This window comes from Acinetobacter sp. G11, from assembly GCF_049808495.1.
Classification (GTDB): Bacteria; Pseudomonadota; Gammaproteobacteria; order Pseudomonadales; family Moraxellaceae; genus Acinetobacter; species Acinetobacter kookii.
Genome location: NZ_JBNCAT010000072.1, coordinates 1 through 1,189, shown reverse-complemented (window position 1 = coordinate 1,189; position 1,189 = coordinate 1). Strand labels below are relative to the sequence as shown.

General features: G+C 31.1%; 1 protein-coding gene. It reads right to left on the bottom strand.

All coding sequences use genetic code 11. The annotated features are described in order from the left end of the window. Window positions 1-87: 87 nt before the first annotated feature. Window positions 88-774, bottom strand: a complete 687-nt coding sequence (locus tag ACPUEY_RS14015; RefSeq protein WP_425122459.1) for a hypothetical protein — start codon at window positions 772-774, stop codon at window positions 88-90. Between the last annotated feature and the right edge of the window lie 415 nt (window positions 775-1,189).

Below are 1,189 nucleotides of genomic sequence, written 5' to 3'. Positions count from 1 at the left end.
CTACGTTTGATTGGTTTTGGAAAAAAAGAAGAATTTAAGAAAGTGCTAGCAATTTTAAGAAAGAAAAAGCCTGATAGGACAAGGATCCTATGAAATTTGTCGTGTACAGAGAGAATATAGTTTTGAATAGGCTTGTATACCTTTTACTACATCCAATTTAACATCATCAAAATTTGGTTCAGGTGATCGCATTTTTATAATTCCATGCAGCATTTCATCTTTTAATTTTATATATAAAATATCTGGTTTATCTTGCTCATTAAAACTATCACCTACATTTTTTTGGATTTCATGAATAAACCTAAACTGATCATACTGTCTAACCATCAAAACATTTAAAGCCTTTTTAATATCAATTTCTAGTTCCTTAACACAATCAAACTTTTCAATCTGTTCAAATAATTTAAGAAAAGGAATAACTCTCTCATCCACTCTAGAATCACTTCTAAAACCACCTGATCCATAAATACTTTTTTGGACTAAAACTCTGAACAATTCTGTTCTAGCTTCTTTTAACTCCCCTATGGTCTTTTCAGCTTCCGTTCTCAATTCCTTTAACTTGACACCATTTCCTGCAATAGAAAATTCCTGCACCTCAGCAGCAAAGGCTACAATCAATCCAATCACAGCAAATCCAAGACTTAAAGTGACGAATTCAGCTCCTGATATTTTATCTAAAGAAATTAAAAGCCATAAACCACAAGCTATTCCAGCCAAGCTAACAAAAGCTCCAAAAACAATATTATTTTTTGATTTTTGTTCTTTCGTTTTCAATTTTTATTCCATATGTTTTTAATTAACTAATTCATTATAACAAAGAAATAAATTTTAAAATTCAAAAAGTTATTTTACAAAAAACTAAAATAAAATCACATGACCCGCGACATGGATATTGCTCGTTTGGTAGGGATACAGGGATGCATCCTCTACCAAACAAAGCCGTTTTATTCCCTTGCAGAATATATTCTTCATGCTTCAAAAGTAAAACATTGCTTACGGGTTATTTATTAAAATTTTGCACCATCAGTGCAGCTGTGTCTTTATTAAAATATCCAACACAAAAAAACCACCTCACGGTCACTACTGTCCCACAGTTTACTTTAAATAAAAAAACCTGAGTCTAAATAGTTAAAATATGAGTGCAAACAAACACTTTAACTATAAAGGACTCAGGTTTTGTCACATCAGA